Below are 19,551 nucleotides of genomic sequence, written 5' to 3' on the forward strand. Positions count from 1 at the left end.
TCTGGGGCGGGGGGTTGGGTGCTCAGTGGTGCTCGGCCAGAGCACCCTGGATGTACGAGCAGGCCAGCAGTACGAAGACGTACGCCTGGACGGCCTGCACGAAAAGCTCGAAGAGGATCATGGCGATCGTCATGACGAACGAGACGCCTGCCGCCGGGATCATCCAGCTGTTCAGCAGGTACCAGGAGGCGACCGTGAACATGACCAGCATCAGGTGACCGGCGAACATGTTGGCGAACAGTCGGACCGCGTGCGTGAACGGGCGGACCAGCAGGTTCGAGAACAGCTCGATGATCATGACGAGCGGCAGAACGGCGCCCAGCGACTTGTCGTAGCCGGTGACGTTCTTGAAGAAGCCGACGAAGCCGTGCCGCTTGAAGGTCAGCCCGACCCACACGATGTAGACGATGGCGGCCAGGACGATCGGGTACGCGATGATCGACGAGACCGGGAACTGGGCCAGCGGGATCACGGACCAGACGTTCATGATCCAGATGAAGAAGAACAGCGAGACCATCAGGGGGACGTACTTCTCGCCCTCCTTCTTGCCGAGGGTCTCGTAGACGATGCCGCGGCGGACGAAGTCGTATCCGGCTTCACCGACCATCTGCAGCTTGCCCGGCACCACCTTCGCCTTGCCGAAGGCCGCGTAGAAGAAGCCGATGACGAGGAGGGTGGTGATGAGGGCGAGCAGCATCACCTTGTTGAACTCGAACCCCCCGACCGTGGCGATCGGCTTGAAGAGGAACGAGTGCAGGCCCGGTGCCGGAAAACCACACCCGTCGGACATGATCCGACAGCTCCAGTCGAAGGCGAGCTGGGTCTGGTCAGCACTCACCGCGGGCTCCTTCGGTGTGACGCATAGGTACGGCAACCTCGTTGTGTCGGCGCGGCGCGCAGCCGCGGATCGGCACCGGACTGGTGTTACGGATGTGAGGGCGGCTGGGGGGCATCGAGCCTCGCGTTCGAGCAGGCGTCAGCTCAGATGCCCGCGCCCGCGATGCCGCAGTTGGCACCGGACGATAGCAGGAGTTCGTACTGCCCTTTATCGCGCCCCTACTCGTCACGACGACGACCCGGTCTTCTCGGGCTTCTCGCTCTTCTCGGAGTCCGGGTCGATGTAGAAGATCTTGGCCTTCATGTGCGCACGGGCCTGCGCAGCCATCCACACGACGGTCGCGACGACGAGCCCGACGGCGAACGCCTTCGCGTTGAAGAGAGAGGTGTCCCTGAAGAGGGCGACGAAGATCATGAGAAGCAGCAACTGGGCGCCGTAGAGCATCAGCCCCATCGCCTGGAACAACTGCGGGAGCGTTTTTGCCGTCCACTGGAGGACGTACAGACCGATCCCCATGAAGAGGACGGCCAGCAGTGCGCCGATGCCGGCGCCGACGGCTCCCTTTCCGCCGGCCACCACGCCACTGACGGCGGCCGTGACCACACCGGCAGCGGCTGTGGGCACAGCGCACTGCAGAAGGTTCCGGGCGTCATTGGACGGCATGGCGGCAACTCCGCTTTCGCAGGGGGCAGGGGTGTCGTCATGGACGAGCGTAGTCCCGGGCTGAGTGGAGACCTCACACCGCTGGACCGTCGCACTGCGGTCCTTCGGCTCTATCCGGGGGGTTCTCGTGAACCGTATCACAAACTATTTGATGCAGTCTTTACCTGACGGTGTGCGTACGGTCACACATGAGAGTGAATCTGCGCGTCTGAGCGTGAACCTGGTCGAGATGTCTGCTATTGAGGCGCTTCGCACCCCCATCAGCATCCCACGACTTGGCAATGCTCTCGTCAGATTCTTACCTTGTCCCCGCCGTGCGCCGGTCCGGCAGGTGGGAGCGGGTGCCGACCGCCGTCGCTCCGTTGACCCCGGAGACCCCGGGCGCCACGGGGGTGCGGCCGACGGCGCCGGACCGGTCCGGGGCGGGCGCCGACGGCGGGGTCGAAGCTTCTTCCGGGGTCAGGGTCTCGACGGCGCCGTGACGGCGGTAGCGAGGCGGTACGAACCGCTCCATCCAGCGCGGGGTACGAGGCGTGAAGCGCGGCAGCAGAAGCAGGATCAGACCGATCGCGCTGAAGAACACGACACCGAGGACGATCCACATGGACGTGGAGTTGACCGAGTAGGCCAGCGCGCCGAAGGCGATGAGCGCGGACCAGAAGTACATGATCAGCACCGCGCGGCTGTGGGAATGGCCGATCTCCAGCAGCCGGTGGTGCAGGTGACCGCGGTCGGCGGCGAAGGGCGACTGACCGCGCCAGGTGCGCCGCACGATCGCGAGGATCAGGTCCGCGGCCGGGATGGCGATGATCGTCAACGGCATCAGCAGCGGAATGAAGACGGGGAGCATCGCGTGGGTGGTCTCCCTCGTGCCGCCGAGGTTGACGTTGAGCGCCTCGACGTCCAGCTGGCCGGTGACGGAGACCGCGCTCGCGGCGAGCACCAGGCCGATGAGCATCGACCCGGAGTCCCCCATGAAGATCCGGGCGGGGTGCATGTTGTGCGGCAGGAAACCGAGGCACATGCCCATCAGCACAGCGGAGAACAGAGTCGCGGGGGCCGCCGCCTCGGCGCCGTAGCCGTACCAGATCCGGTAGGTGTAGAGGAAGAACGCCGCTGCGGCGATGCACACCATCCCCGCCGCCAGACCGTCCAGGCCGTCCACGAAGTTCACCGCGTTGATGGTGATGACGACGAGCGCCACCGTGAGCAGATTGCCCTGCCACGAGGTGACGGCCACCGTGCCGACGCCGGGGATGGGGAGCCACAGGATGGTCAGACCCTGGAGGATCATCACGCCGGCCGCGATCATCTGGCCGCCCAGCTTGATCAGGGCACCCAGCTCGAACTTGTCGTCGAGCACGCCCATCAGCCAGATGAGCGCCGCCCCGGACAGCAGTGCCCGGGGTTCGTTGGAGCGCTCGAAGACCTGATTGAGATTGGTCAGGTGGTCGGCGACGAGCAGGCCCGCGCACAGGCCGAAGAACATCGCGATACCGCCGAGTCGCGGAGTGGGTTCCCGGTGCACGTCACGGGCCCGGATCTCCGGCATCGCCCCGGCCACGATCGCGAACTTCCGTACCGGCCCTGTCAGCAGATACGTCACCGCGGCCGTGATGCAGAGCGTCAGCAGGTATTCACGCACGGGCTTCCCCACAGGTCTCGCTGGCCATCTCAGCTCCACACCCTAGCGATGCGCGCATGTGGGTGAGGACTTCCGGGTAGCGAAGATGGTTGCACGAGTGGCCGTGCACCCCGGTGCGCCTACCCCCGCTCAACGCGGATACGGCGGAAACGCAGCGGCCAGCTCCCGCACTTCTTCACGGGCCCTCGCGGTCTCCTTCACGCCCCGCAGCACTCCGGCGAGCAGCTCGGCGATCCGTGCCATCTCCGCCTCGCCCATGCCCTGCGTGGTGATCGCGGCCGTGCCGAGCCGCAGGCCCCGGGCGTCGCCGTGCGGCAGGGCGCAGCAGTCGAGGACCAGGCCGGCGGCGGCGAGCAGGCCGCGTGCGGTGCGTCCGTCGACGCCCAGCGGCGCCGGGTCGGCGGTGATCAGGTGGGTGTCGGTGCCGCCGGTGGTGACCGCCAGGCCCTCGGCGGCCAGGCTCGCCGCGAGAACCCGCGCGTTCGCCACCACCTGATGGGCGTACGCGGCGAACGCCGGTGTCGCCGCCTCGCCGAACGCGACGGCCTTGGCGGCGATGGTGTGCATCTGGGCACCGCCCTGGGTGAAGGGGAACACGGCCCGGTCCACCCGCTCGGCCAGGTCCGCCCGGCACAGGATCAGGCCGCCGCGCGGGCCGCGCAGCACCTTGTGGGTGGTCGCGCAGACGATGTCCGCGTACGGCACCGGGCTGGGCGCCGCTCCCCCGGCCACCAGACCCATCGGGTGCGCGGCGTCCGCGATGAGGTAGGCGCCCACCTCGTCGGCGACCTCGCGGAAGAACGCGTAGTCGATGTGCCGGGGGTAGGCGATGGAACCGCACACGATCGCCTTGGGCCGGCGCGTGCGGGCCAGGGTGCGCACCTGCTCGTGGTCGACGAGCCCGGACTCGGCCTCCACGCCGTAGCCGACGAAGTCGAACCAGCGGCCGGAGAAGTTCGCCGGGGAGCCGTGGGTGAGGTGGCCGCCGTGGGGCAGGCCCAGGGCGAGGACGGTGTCACCGGGGCGCAGCAGGGCGGCGTAGGCGGCCAGCACCGCCGAAGAGCCCGAGTGGGACTGCACGTTGGCGTGGTCGGCGCCGAACAGGGCCCTGGCCCGGTCGGCGGCGAGGCGCTCGGCGACGTCCGCGAACTCGCAGCCGCCGTGGTGACGCGCCCCGGGGTAGCCCTCGGCGTACTTGTTGGCGAGCGGTGAGCCGAGGGCGGCCAGCACGGCCGGGGAGGTGAAGTTCTCGGCGGCGATCAGCTGGAGCGTCGTCGCCTGCCGCTCCCGCTCCCCGAGCAGGACGTCGGCGAGCTCGGGGTCCTGACGGCGCAGGACGTCGTCCTCGATGGCAGGGGTGACCGTCATGGTGGGCTCCGGGCGTCGACGGTGACGTACGACCAATGTAGGCCCGGGGCCCCCGGTGCGCTCGGCCGCTACGTCCGTGCGGGGACGCCGGTGAGCGCCGTGACCACCGGGTCGAGCGCCTGGTGTATCTCGTCCCCGATGGAACGGAAGAACGTCAGGGGCGCCCCGTACGGGTCGTAGACCTCGTCCGCCTCGGCGTTCGGGGCGAGCAGCCAGCCGCGCAGCGCCGCCGCGGCCCGCACCAGGGCACGCGCGCGGACGACCACGCCGTCCTCCAGGGGCGGCAGGGTCGCCGGGTCGATGGCCTTGACCAGGCGGGTGAACTCCTTCAGCGTGAAGGTGCGCAGACCCGCCGAGTGGCCCATCGAGATGACCTGCGCCCGGTGGTCGCGGGTGGCGGTCAGCACCAGGTCGGCGCGGATCACGTGCTCGTCGAGGAGCTCGCGCCCGGTGAAGCCGGAGGCGTCCGCGCCGAAGTCGGCCAGGACGGTCTCCGCGTGGGCCTCCATGGGCGCGCCCTCGTGGCCCCAGGTGCCGGCGCTCTCCACGATCAGGCCGCCGCCCAGGATGCCCAGCCGCTCCTGCACGAAATGGCGGGTCAGCCGCTCGGTGATGGGCGAGCGGCACACGTTGCCGGTGCTGACGTGGAGGATGCGGAAGCTGTCGCGCGGAAGTCCCACGAAGGTCGTCGTGATCTCCGCCGCGCGTTCCCCGTTGCCTATGCCACGCCCCTCAGGGGCCGTCAATTCGCCACCTCGAGGTCGGGTACGACCTTCCTCAGCTCGTCCGCCGAGAGCGCGCCCGCGCGCAGCAGCAGCGGCACCTCCCGGGTCACGTCGACGATCGACGAGGGCACGTTGCCGGGGGTCGGGCCGCCGTCGAGGTAGACGGAGACGGAGTCGCCGAGCATCTGCTGCGCGGCGTCGCAGTTCTCCGGCGCCGGGTGGCCGGTGAGGTTGGCGGAGGACACGGCCATGGGGCCGACCTCGGTGAGCAGCTCGATGGCGACCGGGTGCAGCGGCATGCGCACGGCGACGGTGCCCCGGGTGTCGCCGAGGTCCCACTGCAGCGACGGCTGGTGCTTGGCGACGAGCGTCAGGGCGCCCGGCCAGAAGGCGTCGACGAGCTCCCAGGCCAGCTCGGAGAAGTCCGTGACGAGCCCGTGCAGCGTGTTCGGGGAGCCGATGAGGACGGGCGTGGGCATGTTGCGGCCCCGGCCCTTGGCCTGGAGCAGGTCGGAGACCGCCTCCGAGGAGAACGCGTCGGCGCCGATGCCGTAGACCGTGTCCGTCGGCAGCACCACGAGCTCGCCACGGCGGACGGCGGACGCTGCCTCGCGCAGACCGGTGACTCGGTCGGTCGCGTCGTTGGTGTCGTATCGCCGTGCCATCTTTAGCTGGCCTCCTCGTACACGTGCTGCTGGGATGAAGTCCGCGAGGCCCGCGCCGTCTGCGGGGACCGCGGGATGCCCCGGGTGCTCACGGCAGCGCCTTGCGGGCCGTGGCGAAGCGGGGGCGGTTGTTCAGGTCCGGGTGGTCGGCCGCGTCGGTCCAGCCGCGGTCCTCGGCGAAGATCCACGGCACCTGGCCGCCCTGGGTGTCGGCGTGCTCGACGACCACGACGCCGCCGGGGCGCAGCAGCCGGTGCGCGGTCCGCTCCAGGCCCCGGATGAGGTCGAGGCCGTCCTCGCCGGAGAACAGGGCCAGGTCGGGGTCGTAGTCGCGGGCCTCGGGGGCGACGTACTCCCACTCGGTGAGCGGGATGTACGGCGGGTTGGAGATGACCAGGTCGACCTGGCCGTCGAGGTCCGGGAAGGCGGTCAGGGCGTCGCCCTGGCGCAGCTCGACCCTGGACCCCTCCATGTTCTTGCGGGTCCACCGCAGGGCGTCCTCGGACAGCTCCACGGCGTGCACGCGCGAGCGCGGGACCTCCTGGGCGAGCGCGAGCGCGATGGCGCCGGAGCCGGTGCACAGGTCGACGATGCACGGCTCGACGACGTCCATGGCCCGTACGGCGTCTATGGCCCAGCCGACCACGGACTCCGTCTCGGGCCGCGGCACGAACACGCCCGGGCCGACCTGGAGTTCCAGGTAGCGGAAGTAGGCGCGCCCGGTGATGTGCTGGAGCGGCTCGCGGGCCTCGCGGCGGGCGATGACCTCCCAGTACCGGGCGTCGAAGTCGGAGTCCCTGACGGTGTGCAGCTCGCCGCGCTTGACGCCGTGCACGAACGCGGCGAGCTCCTCCGCGTCGGTACGCGGCGAGGGCACGCCGGCGTCGGCGAGCCGCTGGGTGGCCTGGGCCACCTCGGCGAGCAGCAGATTCACGCAAGTCCTCCGAGTGTGCTCGTTCGTGCCTCAGGGGGTGTCTCATGGGTCGAGCCGGGGTCGCGGGGTCTGGCACGCACATCTGCCGCGTTGTCGTCGGTTGCCGACGCTCCGCGTCGACGCCCTCCTCCGCCTTGCAGCTGCACGCACCAGACCCCGCTCGACTCAGCTAACCAGGTACCGCACCTCTCCTCCGGCCCGACCCATGAGACACCCCCTACGCAGCCGCCAGCTTCGCCGCGGAGTCCGCGTCGACGCAGGCCTGGATCACCGCGTCGAGGTCGCCGTCCAGGACCTGGTCCAGGTTGTACGCCTTGAAGCCGACGCGGTGGTCCGAGATGCGGTTCTCCGGGAAGTTGTACGTGCGGATCTTCTCGGAGCGGTCGACGGTGCGGACCTGGCTGCGGCGGGCGTCGGCGGCCTCCCGCTCCGCTTCCTCCTGCGCCATGGCGAGCAGCCTGGAGCGCAGGATACGCAGTGCCTGCTCCTTGTTCTGCAGCTGGCTCTTCTCGTTCTGGCAGGAGGCGACGACTCCGGTCGGCAGGTGCGTGATGCGCACGGCGGAGTCGGTGGTGTTGACGGACTGCCCGCCGGGACCGGAGGAGCGGTAGACGTCGATGCGCAGGTCGTTGGGGTTGATCTCGACGTCGACCTCCTCGGCCTCGGGCGTGACGAGCACGCCGGCCGCCGAGGTGTGGATGCGCCCCTGGGACTCGGTGGCGGGCACGCGCTGCACGCGGTGCACGCCGCCCTCGTACTTCAGCCGGGCCCACACGCCCTGGCCGGGCTCGGTGGCGCCCTGGCCGCCCTTGGTCTTCACGGCGACCTGGACGTCCTTGTAGCCGCCCAGCTCGGACTCGGTGGCGTCGATGATCTCGGTCTTCCAGCCGACGCGCTCGGCGTACCGCAGGTACATGCGCAGCAGGTCGCCCGCGAACAGGGCGGACTCGTCGCCGCCCGCGCCCGCCTTGATCTCCAGGATGACGTCCTTGTCGTCGCTGGGGTCGCGCGGGACGAGCAGCAGGCGCAGCTTCTCCGTCAGCTCCTCGCGCTGCTTCTCCAGCTCCTTGACCTCGGCCGCGAAGTCGGGATCGTCGGCGGCGAACTCCCGCGCGGTCTCGATGTCGTCGCCCGTCTGCTTCCAGGAGCGGTACGTCGCGACGATCGGGGTCAGCTCGGCGTAACGCTTGTTCAGCTTGCGCGCGTTGGCCTGGTCGGCGTGGACCGACGGGTCGGCGAGCTTCTTCTCCAGGTCGGCGTGCTCGGCGACGAGTTCCTCGACGGCCTCGAACATCTTGGGGCTCCTGTGTACGGACGGGGGTGAAGGGGCGGGCGACCAAAAACGCCGGTCCCGGCGCGCCCCTCGGTGGGGACACTGCCGTGGACCGGCGAAATGGGGCTCGCTACTTCTTGGAGCCGGCGGCCTTGCCGAAGCGGGCCTCGAAGCGGGCCACACGGCCACCGGTGTCGAGGATCTTCTGCTTGCCCGTGTAGAACGGGTGGCACTCGGAGCACACGTCGGCCCGGATGGTGCCGGACTGGATGGTGCTGCGCGTGGTGAACGACGCGCCGCAGGTGCAGCTGACCTGCGTCTCGACGTACTCGGGGTGGATGTCGCGCTTCAAGGTGTCTCCTAGGTTTCGGGAGGGCGCCGGGTCGCCGCCGCGGGGTGCGGGAGCGTGAACCGGAGCCGACGTACCAGTCTGCCAGGACTGGGGCCATCCCCCAAAACCGGGGGTTGCGGTGATCTATTCCCCGCGGGCCGGTGGGGGCGTTCGCGCAGTTCCCCGCGCCCCCTGGGGACGTGTCCCTCAGGGGGCGTTCACGACGCCCTTGGCCTCGCCGGTCGCCGTGTCCTTCGTCGCGCTCTCCGGGATCGGCCGGTCGTTCGCCAGGGCCTTCCAGATCTGGTCGGCCTTCTTCTCCTGGAGCAGGACGCGGTTGGGGTCGGCCGGGTCGTAGACGACCGGCATCGTGACCATGTGCATGTGGGACGGGCTGATGCCGCGCAGGCCGCTCGCGAAGGACGCGAGCTTGTTGACCGAGCCGAGGTCGGAGTCGGTGGTCACCGTCTTGGTCGCGGTCTCCGCGAGGTCGAGCAGCCTCTTGGGGTTGCCGAAGACGCCGACGTCCTTGACCTGGCTGACCAGGGCCTTGATGAAGGCCTGCTGGAGCTGGATGCGGCCGAGGTCGGAGCCGTCGCCCACGCCGTGCCGGGTGCGGACCAGGCCGAGGGCCTGCTCGCCGTCGAGTCTGTGCGTGCCGGCCTTCAGCTTCAGGTGGCTGTCGGGGTCGTCGATGCTCTTGGTCGTGGTGATCTCGACGCCGCCGAGATCGTCGATGAGCTTCTGGAAGCCGGCGAAGTCGACCTCCAGGTAGTGGTCCATGCGCAGGTCCGTGAGGGACTCGACGGTCTTCACGGCGCAGGCGGCCCCGCCGGTGGAGTAGGCGGAGTTGAACATGGCGTTCCGCGCGGCGGGGTGCTCGTTGCCCTCGGTGTCCGTGCAGGCGGGCCGGTCGATGAGGGTGTCGCGCGGGATGGAGACCACGCTGGCCTTCTTGTGGCCCTTGTAGAGGTGCACGATCATCGCCGTGTCGGAACGGGCGCTGCCGTCGTCGGTGCCGCCGCCGAGCTTCTTGTTGCTGCCGGAGCGCGTGTCCGAACCGAGGACCAGGATGTTCTGCGAGCCGTTGTCGGCCGCCTCGGGGCGGTCGGTGCCGAGGGCCTGGTCGATGTCGACGCTCTTGAGGTTGCCGTTGAGCTTGAAGTACACGTACCCCATGCCGGCGCCGCCCAGCACGACGATGCCCGCCGCGGTCCAGGCCGTGATGATCAGGCCCTTGGGGCGCTTGCGGGGGGCGCGGCGGCGGCCCGTGGCGCGGTGACGCGCTCCCTTGGAGCCGGTCTCGCCCGGTATGCCCGGATCCGGCGTGCTCTCGGCAGACATGTGCTCCTCAGCTCGTCTACGGTCGCTTACCCCCTGCGGTCGGTGCCAGGCGTGGCCGGTCGGGAACCCTTCCTCGCACCATCGTCGCTCCGCCTGGTCAGACGGGGAAACTCGGGAAAGGGTTGCACAACGGACTGTGCCCACCGCGTGGGGCAGTGGGCACAGTGTGTGGCCGGTGGGGCCGGAGGGACCCGGCTCACCTGCTGTTTCAGCCGAAGATGTCGTACTGCTTGAAGTCGGTGGCGACGGACTTCCTTGTGGCGAAGATCTCGCTGGTCGCCTTGCCGGTGCCCGGGTACAGGTACAGCGTGCCGCCGGGGGTGCGGGCCAGGAAGTCGGCCTTGCCGTCGCCGGTCATGTCACCGACCGCGTCGAAGGCGTTGTACGTGGTGCTGCTCCAGGTGCGGACCTTGATCCGGCCGGAGAACGCCCCGGTGCCGGACTTGCCGGTGCCCTTGTACAGGTAGATCGTGCCGCCGGTCTTGCTGCGGGCGATCAGGTCGGTCTTGCCGTCGCCGGTGAAGTCGCCCTTGCCGCGCACGGAGTTGTACTGGTTCCAGCCGGTGCCGACCTTCACGCGCGAGGCGAAGGTGCCGTTGCCCTTGCCGGGGTAGATCCACAGGGCGCCGGCGGAGTCGACCGAGAGCAGGTCGGGCAGGTAGTCGCCGGTGACGTCACCCGGGGTGATGATGCGGGTGCGGCTCGCCCAGTTGTCGGCGATCTGCTTGGTGGACCAGGTGCCGCTGGAGACCACGTAGTGGGTCCAGTAGACGTCACCGGTGGAGCTGACCCGGTAGACCAGGTCCTGGTAGCCGTCGCGGTCGAGGTCGGTCTGCAGGACGACGTTGACGCCGCTCCAGTCGCCCCAGGACTCGCGGGCGGCGAGGGTGGTGCCGTTGGAGTTCTTGGAGTAGCCGGTCTTGGTGGAGGCGTTGCGCACCCACACGTCGGCCCGGTGGTCGCCGTTGATGTTGGTGTCGTCGACCCGCGGGTAGGCGGCGCCCACGTAGGTGCTGACCTTGCTGAAGACGCTGTAGGCGCCCTTGGCGACGCAGTCGGTCACGCCCCAGGAGACGACGCCGACGATGCGGTTGTTGACGACTAGGGGGCCGCCGGAGTCGCCGTTGCAGGCGGTGGTGGTGCCGCTGTCGCTGCCGGAGGCGGGCTTGCCCGCGCAGACCATGTGGCCCTTGACGAAGTCCGCGCCGTACGCGGCGGAGCAGGTCGCGTCGGACTGGATGGGCAGCGTGGCCGTCTTCAGCGTCTCGGAGATGTCGTCGCTGGTGGAGCTGGTGCGGCCCCAGCCGTAGACCTTGGCGCTGGTGCCGGTCGCGTACGAGGCGGTGTCACCGGACGTCGTCATGCGGATCGGCGTGGCCTTGACCGGGACGGGCAGGGTGAGCACCGCGATGTCGTTGTCGATGGTCGTCGCGCTGTACGACGGGTGGCTCCACTGCCGCCAGACACCGGTGGCGGTGCCGCCGTGCAGGTCGGTGCCGTCCGCCGAGGGGAGCTGGGAGGTGCCGGTGACGACGGCGCCGTTGCCGTGCCAGTCGTAGCCCTTGACGCAGTGCGCGGCGGTGAGGATCTTCGTCGGCGCGACGACGGCGCCGCCGCAGAAGAAGCCGATGTCGTCGCCGGTGCTGGAGGTGCCCCGGTCGTCGTAGTAGTGGAGCTGGGCCATCCACGGCGCCGAGGTGATGGTGGTCTGGCTGCCACCGATGATCTTCGCGTCGACGCTGCCGGTGACGGTGCCCGCGCTGAGCGAGGCCTTGCTCGTCTTGCCGGCGACGTCGTCGCCGGCCATGGCACCGGCGACGCGCTGCTCCAGCTCGGCAAGGGACGGCGAGCCGGCCACGGCGGGCTTGACGGCGGGCTGCGGCAGCGGGGTGGCCGCGCCGGCCGACGTCGTCAGCAGTGCGGCGGCCACGGCGGCGGCCACGCCGGCCGCGGCCACGGGCAGTGCGATGCGTATCCGGCGTCTGTGCCGGCCGCCCCCGGGCATGGATCTACCCACGGATGTCCCCCCTCGGGATCACAGGTTCGAAGAGAGCGTGATCCTACCTGTACATGGACATCACAAAGGGCCGCCCCCCTCGCGGGGAGCGGCCCTGTGCGTGGTGACTGCCTCAGTCGCCGTTGCCCGGCGCCGGGGTGGTCTTCTGGATCTGCATCAGGAACTCGACGTTCGACTTCGTCTGCTTCATCTTGTCGAGGAGCAGCTCGATGGCCTGCTGCTGGTCGAGCGCGTGCAGCACCCGGCGCAGCTTCCAGACGACCGCGAGCTCCTCGTTGCCGAGCAGGATCTCCTCCTTGCGGGTGCCGGACGCGTCGACGTCCACCGCCGGGAAGATGCGCTTGTCGGCGAGCTTCCGGTCGAGCTTGAGCTCCATGTTGCCGGTGCCCTTGAACTCCTCGAAGATCACCTCGTCCATGCGGGAGCCGGTGTCGACGAGCGCGGTGGCGAGGATGGTCAGCGAGCCGCCGTCCTCGATGTTGCGCGCGGCACCGAAGAACCGCTTCGGCGGGTACAGGGCGGTCGAGTCGACACCACCGGACAGGATGCGGCCGGAGGCCGGGGCGGCGAGGTTGTACGCACGGCCCAGGCGGGTGATCGAGTCGAGCAGCACGACCACGTCGTGGCCCAGCTCCACCAGGCGCTTGGCACGCTCGATGGCCAGCTCGGCGACCGTGGTGTGGTCCTCGGCCGGGCGGTCGAAGGTCGAGGAGATGACCTCGCCCTTGACCGACCGCTGCATGTCGGTGACCTCTTCCGGACGCTCGTCGACCAGGACGACCATCAGGTGGCACTCGGGGTTGTTGTGCGTGATCGCGTTGGCGATCGCCTGCATGATCATGGTCTTGCCGGTCTTCGGCGGGGCCACGATCAGACCGCGCTGGCCCTTACCGATCGGCGACACGAGGTCGATGATGCGGGTGGTGAGCACGCCCGGGTCCGTCTCCAGACGGAGGCGGTCCTGCGGGTACAGCGGGGTGAGCTTGTTGAACTCCGGTCGGCCGCGGCCGTGTTCGGGCGCCATGCCGTTGACGGAGTCCAGGCGCACCAGCGCGTTGAACTTCTCGCGCCGCTCGCCTTCCTTGGGCTGGCGGACCGCGCCGGTGATGTGGTCGCCCTTGCGCAGGCCGTTCTTGCGGACCTGGGCGAGGGAGACGTACACGTCGTTCGGGCCGGGCAGGTAGCCGGAGGTCCGGATGAACGCGTAGTTGTCGAGGATGTCGAGGATGCCCGCGACGGGGATCAGGACGTCGTCCTCGTTGATCTGCGGCTCGGTGGCCATGTCGTCGCGGCCGCGACGGCCCCGGCGGTCGCGGTAGCGCCCGCGACGGCCGCGCCGGCCGCCCTCGAAGTCGTCGTCGTCCTGCTGGCCGCGGTCCTGACGGCCGCCGCCGCCCTGCTGGTTCTGCTGCTGGCCGCGGTCCTGACGGCCGCCGCCCTGCTGGTCGTCGCCCTTGCCGCCGCGGCGGTCGCGGTCCCGCCCGCGGTCCCGGTCACGGTCGCGCTCCCGGCGGTCGCGCCTGCGGCCCTCGCCGCCGTCGCCGTCGGACTTGGCGTCGTTGCCCTGGGACTGCTGGGACTGCTGCTGCACCGGCGTCTCGGCCTTGGCCTCGTTCTTCGCCTCGGCGGCGACCGTCTCGGGAGCGGAAGCGGGGGATCCGGCGTCGGCGGTGGCGCGGCGACGGCGGCGCTCGGAGGGCGCGTCGTCGGAAGCCGCGGGCTGGCCGGGAATCTCGATCTGCTGCTGGGCCGTGGCCTTGTCGGCCTTCTCCGCGGGGGCCTCGGGGGCCTCCTTCGCGTCGGCCTTCTTCTCCGCCTTGTCAGCGTTGTCGCCCGTACGGGCCCGCGAGGTGGCGCGGCGCTTGGGCTTGGTCTCGGCGGTGGCGTCGGCCTTCGCGGCCGGAGCGGCGCCGCCGGACGCCTGCGCCTCCTTGATGACCTCGATCAGCTGGCTCTTGCGCATGCGCGCGGTGCCCCTGATGCCGAGGCCGGATGCGACCTGCTGCAACTCGGCCAGCACCATGCCCTCGAGGCCGGTACCGCGGCGCCGCCGGGAGCCGGCACCGGTGGCAGGCGCGGAGGCGTCCGTGGCGGGCGCGGCAGCGGTCTCCTCGACACGTGCGCCCATCAGATCGGTGGTGTCGCTCACGAAGGGTCCTTCCCTGGAGCGGACGTCGGCCTGTCTGGCTCGGCGACCGGTTGTGCTGTCCGGCTTCGGTCCGTGTGGTGTGAACCGTGCCGGGGCGGTGGTCCGCCTAAGCGGCGGAGGAATCTGGTGATGGCGCTTCCTTGAGGCGTGGCACCCGGTATCGGTGTCACGCGGCGTGGTCGCACCGGTTCCGGAGCGTGCCCTGCGCCCCGCTCAGTGTCCACGTACGGCGTACGGTCCGACGTACGGCACACAGTGCGGCTTGGGGGGCTCCCGGAAGAATGTCTGTCCCGGACGGGGACACGAGGCACCTCGCCATGGTGGGGTCGGGTGCAGACTTGAGATTAACACTACCGGATCCAACAAACATTCCCCCTCTCGAAATCCGGTGACCGCGCGCTGTCACATGTCACCGGGGGTCGCGAGCGGCAGCACGCTCGCACCGTGCGCGTCGAGGCTCAGCCGGTTGGCGGCCCAGTCCGCGCCCGCCAGCGCCTCGACCTTGTCGGCGGTGTCCGCGTCGGCCAGCGCCATGACCGTGGGGCCGGCGCCGGAGATGACCGCGGGGATGCCGTCGCCCCGCAGCCGCTCCACCAGGGCGGCGCTCTCCGGCATGGCCGGGGCGCGGTACTCCTGGTGCAGCCGGTCCTCGGTGGCGGGCAGCAGCAGTTCGGGGCGCCGGGTCAGGGCCTCGACGAGCAGGGCGGCCCGGCCCGCGTTGGCGGCGGCGTCGACGTGCGGGACGGTGCGCGGGAGCAGGCCGCGCGCCGTCTCGGTGAGTACCGGCTTTCCGGGCACGAAAACCACCGGAACGATGGAATCGGCGGGGTCCATCCTGATCGCGCGGGCCGCGCCGCCCTCCATCCAGGACAGGGTGAAGCCGCCCAGCAGGCACGCGGCGACGTTGTCGGGGTGGCCCTCGATCTCCGTGGCGAGTTCGAGCAGCGCGGTGTCGTCGAGCTTGGCCTCAGCGCCTATGGTCACGGCACGGGCGGCGACGATGCCGGCGCAGATGGCGGCCGAGGAGGAGCCCAGGCCCCGGCCGTGCGGGATGCGGTTGGCGCAGACGATCTCCAGGCCGCGGGGCTGCCCGCCCAGCAGGTCGAAGGCGGTGCGCAGGGACCGCACGAGAAGGTGCCGCTCGTCACGCGGGAGCGTCTCGCTGCCCTCACCCGCGATGTCGATGTGCAGCCCGGAGTCGGCCACCCGGACGACCACGTCGTCGTACAAGCCCAGCGCGAGGCCGAGGGCGTCGAAGCCCGGGCCGAGATTGGCGCTGGTGGCGGGGACGCGCACCCGGACAGCGGCGGCGCGGAACGCTGGACCGGCCATCGCTCGATGACTCTCCTTGAGCTGCGTGATTGTCGAATGACGTTCGATGGACATCCGATGACGTACGAGAACCCGGGGGGCCGCTGCCGACCGGTGGGGCCGGCCGCTGCCCCGGCCGCGGAGACGGCGCGGCACCGCGCTCCGGCGGAGGCATATGCGGCGGGCGGGTTCAGTACAGCCTATCGAAGGAAGGTTCTGTGGCGACATAGGGCGCACAGGAGGCGCACGATGCGTGTCGTAAGCCCCCTGTGCACCCCCGGTGGGGAATCTTCCCGGACCGGCCCCGTCTTATGCCGGAACCGGCCGGGCGTGAGACCGGCGCTCAGCGCGTCGGCGCACGTCAGGCCGGTCCGAGCGCCCTCAGGCGAGCCCCAGGCGCTCCGCCGCTGCCGCCGCGTCGACGGGGACGGTGACCGGCTGCGGGGCACCGGCGACGGCCCAGTCGGGGTCCTTCAGCCCGTTGCCGGTGACGGTGCAGACGATGCGCTGGCCCGGGTCGACCTTGCCCTGCTCGGCGGCCTTCAGCAGACCGGCGACGGACGCCGCGGACGCCGGCTCGACGAAAACGCCCTCCTGGGCGGCCAACAGCCGGTAGGCGCGCAGGATCTCACGGTCCGTCACCTCGTCGATGGCGCCGCCCGACTCGTCCCGCGCGGCGAGCGCGTACTGCCACGAGGCCGGGTTGCCGATGCGGATCGCGGTGGCGATGGTCGAGGGGTCCTTGACGACCTCGCCGCGCACGATCGGGGCGCTGCCGGAGGCCTGGAAACCCCACATGCGGGGCTTGCGGGAGGCGATCCCGTCCGCGGCGTACTCCGTGTAGCCCTTCCAGTAGGCCGTGATGTTGCCCGCGTTGCCCACCGGCAGGACGTGGATGTCGGGCGCGTCGCCGAGCATGTCCACGATCTCGAAGGCGGCCGTCTTCTGGCCCTCGATACGCACCGGATTGACGGAATTGACCAGCGCGACGGGGTAGTTGTCGCTGAGGCCGCGCGCCAGGGTGAGGCAGTCGTCGAAGTTGCCGTCGACCTGGAGGATCTTCGCGCCGTGGACGAGGGCCTGGCCCATCTTGCCGAGCGCGATCTTGCCCTGCGGCACGAGCACGGCGCAGACCATCCCGGCCCGCACGGCGTAGGCCGCGGCGGAGGCCGAGGTGTTGCCGGTGGAGGCGCAGATGACGGCCTGGGCGCCCTCCTCCTTGGCCCGCGTGATGGCCATGGTCATGCCACGGTCCTTGAAGGAGCCCGTGGGGTTCGCGCCCTCCACCTTGAGGTGGACCTCGCAGCCCGTGCGCTCGGAGAGCACCTGCGCGGGCACGAGGGGCGTGCCGCCCTCGCGGAGCGTCACGACCGGCGTGGTGTCGGATACCGGCAGCCGGTCCCGGTACTCCTCGATGATTCCGCGCCACTGGTGGGTCATTGCTGGTTACTCTCCTTCAACCCGCATGATGCTGGCGACACCACGCACGGTGTCGAGCTTGCGCAGCGCCTCGACGGTCCCGGTGAGGGCGGCGTCGGACGCGCGGTGCGTGACGACGACGAGGGACGCCTCGCCGTCCTTCCCCTGCTGGCGGACCGTGTCGATCGAGACGCCGTGCTCGGCGAAGACGGTCGCGACCTGGGCGAGGACACCCGGTTTGTCAGCTACGTCGAGACTGATGTGGTACCGCGTGACGACGTCGCCCATCGGCGACACGGGGAGGGCGGCGTAGGCGGACTCCCCCGGTCCGGTCGTGCCGCTGAGGCGGTTGCGGCAGACGGCGACAAGGTCGCCGAGCACGGCGGAGGCCGTCGGGGAACCGCCCGCTCCGGGGCCGTAGAACATGAGCTGCCCGGCGGCGTCGGACTCGACGAACACGGCGTTGTAGGCGCCGCGCACGGAGGCCAGCGGGTGGCTGAGCGGGATCATCGCCGGGTGCACGCGCGCGGTGACGGAGCCGCCGTCCGCGGCTCGCTCGCAGATGGCGAGCAGCTTGATGGTGCAGCCCATCTCCTTCGCGGAGGCGAAGTCGGCCGCGGTCACCTCGGTCATGCCCTCGCGGTAGACGTCGTCGAGGCGCACCCGCGTGTGGAAGGCGATGCCGGCGAGGATGGCGGCCTTGGCGGCGGCGTCGAAGCCCTCGACGTCGGCGGTCGGATCGGCCTCGGCGTAGCCCAGGGCGGTGGCCTCGTCGAGGGCCTCCTGGTACCCGGCGCCCGTGGAGTCCATCTTGTCGAGGATGAAGTTGGTGGTCCCGTTGACGATGCCCATCACCCGGTTGATCTTGTCGCCGGCGAGGGACTCGCGCAGCGGCCGGATCAGCGGGATGGCCCCGGCGACGGCGGCCTCGTAGTAGAGGTCCTTGCCGTGCTCCCCGGCGGCGGCGTGCAGCGCGGCGCCGTCCTGGGCGAGCAGCGCCTTGTTGGCGGAGACGACGGAGGCGCCGTGCTCGAAGGCGGTGATGATCAGGGAGCGGGCCGGCTCGATGCCGCCGATCACCTCGACCACGACGTCGATGTCGCCGCGTTTGACCAGGGCGGTGGCGTCCGTGGTGATGAGCGCGGGGTCGATGCCCTCGCGTACGCGGTCGGGCCGGCGGACGGCGACACCGGCCAGCTCCACGGGGGCCCCGATCCGGGCCGTGAGGTCGTCGGCGTGCGTCGTCATGATGCGCGCCACCTCTGAGCCGACCACTCCACAGCCCAGCAGCGCCACCTTCAGCGGACGCGTACGCATCATCCGACCTCGTTTCCTCATTACCGTCTGCGGTGCAACCAGTCTCACCCACCGAACGGGACTTTCTGCCCATGGTCCGGATCGTGAGACATCTATTTCATTTGTACGGGGGTGGAAGACAGGAGATCTTCCACCCCCGGGTGGACAGGTTTCAGCCGACGTCCAGGCGGAGCAGGTCCTCCTCCGTCTCGCGGCGGACGATCACCCGGGCCTCGCCGTCGCGCACGGCGACGACCGGCGGGCGCAGCACGTGGTTGTAGTTGCTGGCCATGGACCGGCAGTAGGCGCCGGTCGCGGGCACGGCGATCAGGTCGCCCGGCGCCAGGTCGGCCGGCAGGAACGCGTCCTTGACCACGATGTCCCCGCTCTCGCAGTGCTTGCCGACGACCCGGGCGAGCATCGGCGCGGCGTCGGAGGTGCGCGAGACCAGGGCGACGCTGTACTCGGCGTCGTACAGCGCGGTGCGGATGTTGTCCGACATGCCGCCGTCGACGGAGACGTACGTGCGCAGCCCGTCGAGGGGCTTGATCGTGCCGACCTCGTAGAGCGTGAAGGCCGTCGGCCCGACGATGGCCCGCCCCGGCTCGACGGAGATGCGCGGTGTGCGCAGCTTCGCGGCCTCGCACTCCCGGGTGACGATCTCGGTCAGCGCCTTGGCGATCTCGTGCGGCTCGCGCGGGTCGTCGTCACTCGTGTACGCGATCCCGAGCCCGCCGCCCAGGTCGATCTCGGGCAGTTCGACACCGTGCTCGTCGCGGATGTCCTTCAGCAGCCCCACCACCCGGTGGGCGGCCACCTCGAACCCGGACATGTCGAAGATCTGGGAGCCGATGTGGCTGTGGATGCCGACCAGCTCCAGACCGTCCAGCTGCAGGGCCCGCCGCACGGCCTCGGCGGCCTGCCCGCCGGCCAGCGGGATGCCGAACTTCTGGTCCTCGTGGGCCGTGGCGATGAACTCGTGGGTGTGCGCCTCGACGCCGACGGTGATGCGGATCAGCACCTTCTGCCGCTTGCCGAGGCCCTGCGCGATGTGCGCGACTCGGACGATCTCCTGGAAGGAGTCGAGCACGATGTGCCCCACGCCGGCCTCGACGGCCCGGGTGATCTCGCCGACGGACTTGTTGTTGCCGTGGAAGGCGATCCGCTCGGCGGGCATGCCGGCGGACAGCGCGGTGGCCAGCTCGCCGCCGGAGCAGACGTCCACGTTCAGCCCCTCCTCGTGCAGCCAGCGCACGACGGCCCGGGACAGGAACGCCTTGCCGGCGTAGAACACGTCGGCGTCGCTCCCGAAGGCGGTCCGCCAGGCGCGCGCCCGGGCCCGGAAGTCGGCCTCGTCGAGGACGTACGCCGGGGTCCCGATCTCCTCGGCCAGCCGCGTCACGGGGATCCCGCCGACGGTGACCACACCGTCCTCGTCGCGGGTGACGGTCTCGGCCCACACCTTGGGGTCGAGCGCGTTGAGGTCGGCGGGCGGGGCGGAGTAGTGACCCTCGGGCAGGACATCGGCGTGGCGGGGCCCGGCGGGATGTGCGGAACGGCTCATGGTCTCGTG

The 19,551-nt window shown here is 70.5% G+C and carries 16 protein-coding genes; all 16 read right to left on the reverse strand.

What is annotated here, in order from left to right; all coding sequences use genetic code 11:
* Positions 1-22 precede the first annotated feature (22 nt).
* The 16 genes from atpB to lysA all read right to left on the reverse strand — a co-directional run bounded on the left by atpB (position 23) and on the right by lysA (position 19,542).
* A complete protein-coding gene (gene atpB / locus ACF07N_RS07195) occupies positions 23-790 on the reverse strand; it encodes a F0F1 ATP synthase subunit A (protein ID WP_383325990.1) in 768 nt (255 codons plus the stop codon).
* Positions 791-1,063: 273 nt separating this feature from the next.
* A complete protein-coding gene (locus ACF07N_RS07200; RefSeq protein ID WP_392109433.1) occupies positions 1,064-1,501 on the reverse strand; it encodes a hypothetical protein in 438 nt (145 codons plus the stop codon).
* A gap of 298 nt (positions 1,502-1,799) precedes the next feature.
* Positions 1,800-3,146 carry an MraY family glycosyltransferase gene (locus ACF07N_RS07205; protein WP_392109436.1) on the reverse strand — a complete coding sequence of 449 codons (1,347 nt, stop codon included), beginning with the start codon at positions 3,144-3,146 and terminating at the stop codon, positions 1,800-1,802.
* 129 nt (positions 3,147-3,275) lie between these two features.
* Entirely contained in the window at positions 3,276-4,514 is a 1,239-nt protein-coding gene (glyA, locus tag ACF07N_RS07210) for a serine hydroxymethyltransferase (protein WP_392109439.1), read from the reverse strand.
* A 68-nt stretch (positions 4,515-4,582) separates the two neighbouring features.
* Positions 4,583-5,260 carry a protein-tyrosine-phosphatase gene (locus ACF07N_RS07215; protein WP_383325176.1) on the reverse strand — a complete coding sequence of 226 codons (678 nt, stop codon included), beginning with the start codon at positions 5,258-5,260 and terminating at the stop codon, positions 4,583-4,585.
* Positions 5,257-5,904: an L-threonylcarbamoyladenylate synthase gene (locus tag ACF07N_RS07220; protein ID WP_383325173.1), complete on the reverse strand. Its 648-nt coding sequence runs from the start codon at positions 5,902-5,904 to the stop codon at positions 5,257-5,259. The genes ACF07N_RS07215 and ACF07N_RS07220 overlap by 4 nt, the downstream gene beginning before the upstream one ends.
* 88 nt (positions 5,905-5,992) lie before the next feature.
* Complete coding sequence (gene prmC / locus ACF07N_RS07225; RefSeq protein WP_392109443.1) at positions 5,993-6,838, reverse strand: peptide chain release factor N(5)-glutamine methyltransferase; 846 nt, start codon at positions 6,836-6,838, stop codon at positions 5,993-5,995.
* Between the two features lie 217 nt (positions 6,839-7,055).
* Positions 7,056-8,132: a peptide chain release factor 1 gene (gene prfA / locus ACF07N_RS07230; RefSeq protein WP_392109446.1), complete on the reverse strand. Its 1,077-nt coding sequence runs from the start codon at positions 8,130-8,132 to the stop codon at positions 7,056-7,058.
* A gap of 109 nt (positions 8,133-8,241) precedes the next feature.
* Complete coding sequence (gene rpmE / locus ACF07N_RS07235; RefSeq protein WP_365087534.1) at positions 8,242-8,463, reverse strand: 50S ribosomal protein L31; 222 nt, start codon at positions 8,461-8,463, stop codon at positions 8,242-8,244.
* A 186-nt stretch (positions 8,464-8,649) separates the two neighbouring features.
* Positions 8,650-9,786, reverse strand: a complete 1,137-nt coding sequence (locus tag ACF07N_RS07240; RefSeq protein WP_392109449.1) for an LCP family protein — start codon at positions 9,784-9,786, stop codon at positions 8,650-8,652.
* 208 nt (positions 9,787-9,994) lie between these two features.
* The gene (locus ACF07N_RS07245; protein WP_383325987.1) at positions 9,995-11,791 is read right to left on the reverse strand and encodes a trypsin-like serine protease; all 1,797 of its coding nucleotides are present in this window, start codon (positions 11,789-11,791) and stop codon (positions 9,995-9,997) included.
* 124 nt (positions 11,792-11,915) lie between these two features.
* Positions 11,916-13,952, reverse strand: coding sequence for a transcription termination factor Rho (rho, locus tag ACF07N_RS07250; protein WP_383325161.1), 2,037 nt, complete (start codon positions 13,950-13,952; stop codon positions 11,916-11,918).
* A gap of 402 nt (positions 13,953-14,354) precedes the next feature.
* On the reverse strand, positions 14,355-15,284 hold the full coding sequence (gene thrB / locus ACF07N_RS07255; RefSeq protein WP_383325157.1) for a homoserine kinase: 930 nt from the start codon (positions 15,282-15,284) through the stop codon (positions 14,355-14,357).
* A gap of 360 nt (positions 15,285-15,644) precedes the next feature.
* Positions 15,645-16,703, reverse strand: a complete 1,059-nt coding sequence (gene thrC, locus ACF07N_RS07260; protein ID WP_383325154.1) for a threonine synthase — start codon at positions 16,701-16,703, stop codon at positions 15,645-15,647.
* 6 nt (positions 16,704-16,709) lie between these two features.
* The gene (locus tag ACF07N_RS07265) at positions 16,710-18,002 is read right to left on the reverse strand and encodes a homoserine dehydrogenase (protein WP_392109454.1); all 1,293 of its coding nucleotides are present in this window, start codon (positions 18,000-18,002) and stop codon (positions 16,710-16,712) included.
* Positions 18,003-18,150: 148 nt separating this feature from the next.
* The gene (gene lysA, locus ACF07N_RS07270; protein WP_383337530.1) at positions 18,151-19,542 is read right to left on the reverse strand and encodes a diaminopimelate decarboxylase; all 1,392 of its coding nucleotides are present in this window, start codon (positions 19,540-19,542) and stop codon (positions 18,151-18,153) included.
* Between the last annotated feature and the right edge of the window lie 9 nt (positions 19,543-19,551).

The organism is Streptomyces sp. NPDC015242 (assembly GCF_043079125.1).
Classification (GTDB): Bacteria; Actinomycetota; Actinomycetes; order Streptomycetales; family Streptomycetaceae; genus Streptomyces.

Excerpts from the sequence above, each read along its gene's own strand:
- ACF07N_RS07200 (WP_392109433.1), bottom strand. The coding sequence starts at position 1,501 with ATGCCGTCCAATGACGCCCGGAACCTTCTGCAGTGCGCTGTGCCCACA.
- thrB (WP_383325157.1), bottom strand. The coding sequence starts at position 15,284 with ATGGCCGGTCCAGCGTTCCGCGCCGCCGCTGTCCGGGTGCGCGTCCCC.
- atpB (WP_383325990.1), bottom strand. The coding sequence starts at position 790 with ATGTCCGACGGGTGTGGTTTTCCGGCACCGGGCCTGCACTCGTTCCTC.
- thrC (WP_383325154.1), bottom strand. The coding sequence starts at position 16,703 with ATGACCCACCAGTGGCGCGGAATCATCGAGGAGTACCGGGACCGGCTG.
- ACF07N_RS07265 (WP_392109454.1), bottom strand. The coding sequence starts at position 18,002 with ATGATGCGTACGCGTCCGCTGAAGGTGGCGCTGCTGGGCTGTGGAGTG.
- ACF07N_RS07220 (WP_383325173.1), bottom strand. The coding sequence starts at position 5,904 with ATGGCACGGCGATACGACACCAACGACGCGACCGACCGAGTCACCGGT.
- prfA (WP_392109446.1), bottom strand. The coding sequence starts at position 8,132 with ATGTTCGAGGCCGTCGAGGAACTCGTCGCCGAGCACGCCGACCTGGAG.
- ACF07N_RS07240 (WP_392109449.1), bottom strand. The coding sequence starts at position 9,786 with ATGTCTGCCGAGAGCACGCCGGATCCGGGCATACCGGGCGAGACCGGC.
- glyA (WP_392109439.1), bottom strand. The coding sequence starts at position 4,514 with ATGACGGTCACCCCTGCCATCGAGGACGACGTCCTGCGCCGTCAGGAC.
- lysA (WP_383337530.1), bottom strand. The coding sequence starts at position 19,542 with ATGAGCCGTTCCGCACATCCCGCCGGGCCCCGCCACGCCGATGTCCTG.
- ACF07N_RS07245 (WP_383325987.1), bottom strand. The coding sequence starts at position 11,791 with ATGCCCGGGGGCGGCCGGCACAGACGCCGGATACGCATCGCACTGCCC.